Origin of the sequence: Mesorhizobium sp. M7A.F.Ca.AU.001.01.1.1 (genome assembly GCF_004022735.1) — a bacterium.
GTDB lineage: Bacteria > Pseudomonadota > Alphaproteobacteria > Rhizobiales > Rhizobiaceae > Mesorhizobium > Mesorhizobium ciceri.
Genome location: NZ_RZPF01000389.1, coordinates 1 through 6,087, shown reverse-complemented (window position 1 = coordinate 6,087; position 6,087 = coordinate 1). Strand labels below are relative to the sequence as shown.

Annotated in this window: 3 protein-coding genes; all 3 read left to right on the top strand. The window is 63.2% G+C overall.

The genetic code is table 11. The features are described 5' to 3' along the window. Positions 1-20: 20 nt before the first annotated feature. Positions 21-5,195, top strand: a complete 5,175-nt coding sequence (locus EN884_RS22005; protein WP_206617620.1) for a hypothetical protein — start codon at positions 21-23, stop codon at positions 5,193-5,195. A gap of 139 nt (positions 5,196-5,334) precedes the next feature. Further along, positions 5,335-5,841: a tail fiber protein gene (locus tag EN884_RS22000; protein WP_063169581.1), complete on the top strand. Its 507-nt coding sequence runs from the start codon at positions 5,335-5,337 to the stop codon at positions 5,839-5,841. Positions 5,842-5,854: 13 nt separating this feature from the next. Beyond that, on the top strand, positions 5,855-6,087 hold a 233-nt coding region (locus EN884_RS21995; protein ID WP_206617619.1), incomplete at its 3' end, for a tail fiber protein.

Below are 6,087 nucleotides of genomic sequence, written 5' to 3'. Positions count from 1 at the left end.
CCTTCTCGGGCACCAGCAAGGTGATCAGCTCGGGCGCGACGGACGCCGTCAGCCTGGGTCTCGTTGGCAATTTCCCCGCAGGCACACCGGCCCCCAACACCAATTCCGCGATCAATTTCACCAATGGCGGTCTCGACATAACGACGACGACCGGCACCGGCTTCATCGCCTTCGGAGATTTTACCACCGGCGCCGTTACGGTCACCGGCACGGGCAACGAGATCAATTCCGGCGCCGACGGTCTTATCTTGTTCGGCGCCAATGTCGGCGCCGGCGGCGTTGCCTTCGACAGCGTCTCGGCCGTATCCACGAGTACCGGCGCTGGTGTGCTGCTTGGAGGTATCAATCTCGGCGGCGACGTCAACATTGGCGGCCTGAGGGATACCGGCTACATCGGCGCTTCATTGATCGGCCTGAGCGGCGCCGGCGTGGTCAATTTCACCGGCAAGACCGATCTCGACGTCAGCTACAGAGGGTTCGATATTGGTGGGCCGCTGGTCGGCACCATAAACATCGCCAATGTCGCCGGATCCACCCTGAACATCGATGGCGCCGAGATCGGTATCGCATTGACGACCTCGAGCGGGACCGTCAACGTTGGCGGGAATGGCGGCAGCGCCAGCATCGGCGCGACGACAAGCACCACTGGTTCAGCGATCACGCTCGCCGGCGGCAATGATCTTGTCCACGCCACACTGAACTACACCGGCTCGATCAACGTCAGCGCGGGTAGCGTCTTGCAAGTCGGCGGCGGCGACTGGAGCGAGCTCAACATGAGCGGTTCGGTCGTTTCGACCTCGGCAGTAGCACTGCCGGGGACAGCGGTCTTCACCTTCAGCGGCAACGCCGAGGGCGTGTACAATATTTCGAGCACGATCAATCATACCGGGAGCGCCGTCGGCGTCTTGTTTGACGGATCGTCCGAGGGAACGGCCACCTTCTCCGGCACCTCGAAGATATTCGACACCAGCAGCGGCGCCAACGGCGCCATCGTCAAGCTCCCCAGCATCGGCCCGACCCAGGGCACGGGCTCGCTCGCCTTTACCGGCGGCAACCTCAAGATCACCACCGCCAGCGGCGCCGGCTTCAGCGCCAGCACCTTCGGCGCCGGCACGATCAGCGTCAGCGGCACCGGCAACACCATCACCACCGGCACGGGAACCGCGCTGAAGCTTGGCGATGCGACGGCGGTCGTGGCCGGGGCGACAGGCGCGACGGTCGGCGCGGACGGCATCAAGTTCGACACGATTTCGACCAATGGCGCGGCGACCGGCATATCACTCAACAATGTCAGCGGCGGCGCCATCGATCTCGGGGCGGTCGACCTGCAGGGCATCACTGGCACCGGCGTCCAGGTTTCCGGCACGCTCGGCTCGACGCTGGATTTCCACAGCCTGAACATCGGGATCGCGGCAAGCGCCACCAACGCCGTCGGCCTCGACCTCAATGGCGCGGCGCTCGGCACGAGCACCATCACGGCCGACGATTTCGATGTCGACGGCGGCAACTCCACCGGTTCGCTCGGCATCGACATGGCCGGCACGACGACAACCGGCACCGGCAAGATCCAGCTCGGTGACCTCCTCAACAACAATCCTGGCCCTGCTGGTCAGACGTCGACCATCACCAAGGTCGCCCAGGGCGTCCAGTTCTCCAGCGCCACCAACGCCAGGCTGGTGTTCGGCGACGGCGGCAGCCCGGCCGAATCGAAGATCGAGACCTTCGGCAACGGCCAGGTCATCCACGCCACCGACACGCTGCCGACATCGGGCGACTACAATTTCAACGACGTCAACTTCAGCGGCGACACGTCGAACCTGTCTTCGTACAAGGTCTACTATGTCACCGCCGATGCCACCGCCCTTGGCGACGGCAGCCTGCTCAATCCGGGCACCTATACCAACGCCCAGGCATCTACCGCCAATGTCATTGTGCTCATCGACAAGAACGTCGACGGCGGCCAGGCGACGATTGACCTCGGCGGTACGTCGTTCCAGCTCGATGACGGGCAGGTACTGCTCGCCTTCAAGAGCGACGACGCGGCCGTCGATGTCTCGCAGCTCGGCGTCGATACCAGCGCCGGCGCTTCGGCTGCGTTCCATTTCACCACCGTGCAAAACTCGCCGATCATCGCGGCACCGGCGGGCATCGACACGCTACGGCCGATCCTGCAGAGCAACACCGCCGGCTCGGTGGTCGATCTGGCGACATCAGGCTCGGGCGTCGTCACCGGCGGCCTCCAGAACCTCATCATCCGCAACACAGGCACCGGCACTGGTGTCGCCGTCAACGCGACGTCCGCCTCCAGTTTCTTCCTCCGCAACAACGACATCGCGGCCGGCGGCAGGGCGCTCGATTTCTCCACATCAGCTGCGCCGGCCAACACGCTTCTGCTTTCGATCGACGGCAATACGCTGAAATCGACGGGATCGGCGCTGGCCGCGTCCTTTGCCGGCCAGAACATCAGCGCGACGGACAACTCGGTCGAGATCCAGTCCTTTGCCGACAACACTGTGCTCGGCGGCACTGGCGGCGGCATCGCCTTCAACAATGTCCGCTTCGACTCCAACGGCGCCGGCGGCACTGTCAGCGCCGGAACGATCGGTGTTGGCTCACCAGGCCCAGGGCGCGTCCAGGGCGACGGCCTCAGCTTCACCAACACCAGCGGCACCCTCGATCTCGGCGCGTTCAGCGTCTTCAACAATGGCGGCACCGGCGTCCTAGCCAACACCAAGACCACCAATTTCACGCTGAACAGCAGCAGCGGCGGCGTCTTCACGGGGAATGGCGCGGCGTTCGATCTCGATCCGCTGACCGTCAATATGGTGGTGACCAGCATCAGTTCAGGCGGCAGCAGCGGCGGCATCATTTTCGACGGCGTCGCCGGTACCTTCACCGTCACCGGCAACACGAGCGTTGCCGCGGCGACGACTGCCGGCATTATGGCGATCAACGCCGGCAACACCGGCGTCTTCACCTTCAACACGGTGACACTGAACAGCGCCGTCACGGCGGGCGGCGGCATTCAGGTGGCGAGCGGTACGCTCAACATCACCGGCCTCGCCAACATTGACACGACCACCGGCGTCGGCGTCTCGCAAACCGGCGGCACGGTCAGCTTCACCGGCGGCGTGACCATCGACACCGCCAGCGGCACCGGAATTGTTGGAACCGGCGGCACGATGGGCATCACAGCTACCGCTGCCGCAGAAACGGTGAGGGCGACCACCGGCCAGGCGATCAATCTCTCTGGCGTCGCCGCCAGCATCGCGCTCGATTCGACCAATTCGGTCGGCGGCGCCAACAATGTCAGGCTGACCAACGTCAGCGGCACGGTCGACCTCGGTTCCGGCGCGCTGAGCGGTGCAACGGGTACGGCGTTCCTGGTTTCGGGCGGTTCGGCCAATATCGATTACAATGGCACCATTACCCACACCGCCAACGCCACCGCGATCGACGTCCAGAACCACACCGGCACCGCCGGCGGCGGCAGCACGATCTCGTTCGACGGCGCCATAACATCGAATAGCTTTAGCGACGGCATCAACCTGGTGGCCAATGGCGGCACCAACGGCACGACGATCAGCTTCACCAACAAGCTGGCGATCGATACCTCAACCAGCGACACCACCGGCTTCAGCGCCACCGGCGGCGGCACGGTTACCGCCACCGGCTCCGGCAGCACGATCAATTCGGGGACCGGCACCGCGCTCGATGTCGAGAACACGAATATCGGCTCGGGGAACCTTGTCTTCCAGAGCATCACATCGAATGGCGGTAGCGCCAACGGCATCATCCTGGTCAATACCGGCACGGCGCTCGGCAATGGCGGCTTGCATGTGACTGGAAATGGCGCCAACGTCGGCGCGACCGGCGGGGGCGTCATCGCCAACAAGACCGGCGCCGATGGCAGCGCCACGCAAGGCACCGGCATCTACCTCAGCAATACGAAGGATGTGCAGCTCAATGGTCTGCAGCTGAACGATTTCGACAATTTCGGTATCCGAGGGTTCGAGGTGAATGGCTTCGCGCTCACCAATAGCGTGGTGAACGCAACCTCTGGCACGAACGGCACCAGCGCCGCGGCCGACGAAGGCTCGATCAGCTTCCGCGCCGCCGACGCCGCCCATAACGGCCTGACCGGCACCGTCGCCATCACCAATTCGGTGATCGCGAACGGCCTTGAGGACAATTTCAACGTCTTCAACAACAGCGGCACGTTGAACATCACTGTTTCGGGCTCGACCTTCCGCGACACCTCCGTGGGACCGCCAGGCAATGTCGGCCTGCTGCTGCAGGCCGACGGCACCGCCAACATCACCGGCCTTGTCACGAACTCGTCGTTCCTGCGCAATTTCGCGAGAGGTATCCAGCTCATCAACAACGGCTCGGGCAACATCGATTTCGATGTCGGCCAGGCCGGCGTCGCCGGCAGCGGCGGCACCTTCACCGACAATTTCGTTGGCGTGGACATGGATCAGAACGGCGCCGGCACCTATAATTTCAATGTGCTGAACGCGACCTTCACCACGGCGAACTATGCGACCCTGTTTGGTGCCGGCGGCGCGGGCTCGCAGATCAACGTCAACCGCGGCGGTGCCGCATCGCCGGTCGTGCGTGGCCTGTTCACGGGCAACATCCTCAACAACAACATCAACAACGCGGATTCCGGCACCGGACCAGGTATCAGTGTCTCCATCAACGGGACCGCCACCGGCAGCAACACGGTGACCGTCAAGCTCGACGGCAACACTGTCACGCACGTCGCGAACTATGGCATCCTGGTCGCGAACGGCGACGGCAATGGGATCGTCAATGCCACCATCACCAACAACACCGTCAGCACGACGACCGCAGCCGCGCTCGAGGCGATCCGCGTCAATGGCGGGATAACCTCGAGCCAGGCTGGTGCCTCCGGCACGCCCGACAATGGCGCGCTGACTTTTGATATCCATGGAAATACGCTGAGCGTCGATCCGTCAGCTGGCGTCACCGATATCCGCGTGCGGCAGCGGTTCAATGTGATCGACAAGATCGAAGGCTATGCCGGCAGCGCCACCGACGACACGGCGGTTCAGGCCTATCTCGCCAGTCTCAACAGCCATTCGGGTGGCGGTGCCGCGACAGTGGCCGCCGACCACAACAACACCGGCTTCGGGACCATTGTTGGGGTTACGGAGCCGCCCCTGCCATAGGCGGGCGTTGCGCGCGGTGGCGCTGGAATAAATTACAAAATGTATTGGCCGAGCAGATTGCTTTGTGGCGGTGGGTGATCTAACGTAACGTCATGTAGAGATTGGCTTTTTACTACAAATTGAACGTTTGGGGGTGTATATGGCCGAGCCGTATCTCTCGGAAATCAAGTTGATTTCTTTCAACTTCCCTCCCCAAGGTTGGGCGTTCTGCGACGGACAGCTCCTGCCGATCAACCAGAACCAGGCATTGTTTGCTCTGCTGGGCACGACCTATGGCGGCAATGGGCAAACGACTTTCGCCTTGCCCGATTTGCGCGGGCGCGTGCCAACTCATACTGGCGGCCAAGGTCATCTCCTGGGCGAGCGGGGCGGCGAGCAGGCGCATACGCTCACACTGCCCGAGATTCCCCAGCATTCTCACACCGCCAGCGCGACATCGGATTCCGGCGATCTCTTCGTCGCCAGCGGCAATGTGCTTGCGGCGTCGCCCGCGCAGCTTTACGCGCCCGCGACATCGAACCTGACAACGCTGGTGCCCAGCAGCGTCACCACGATGGGCGGCAGCCAGGCACATGAAAACATGCAGCCCTATCTGGTGCTGAATTTTTGCATCGCCCTGCAAGGTATCTTCCCGTCGCGGAATTGAAGGACGCGCAGTCATGACAGTTTACATCGGCGAGATTCGCATGTTCGCGGGGAACTTTGCGCCCGCCGGATGGGCGTTCTGTCAGGGCCAGACGATACCCATCTCCGAAAACGATGCCCTGTTCCAGTTGATCGGCACGACCTATGGCGGCGACGGTCAGGAGACATTCAACCTGCCGCACCTGGCCAGCCGCGTGCCGGTCCATCAGGGAACCGGTTTCATCATCGGGCAAACCGGCCGCGTCGA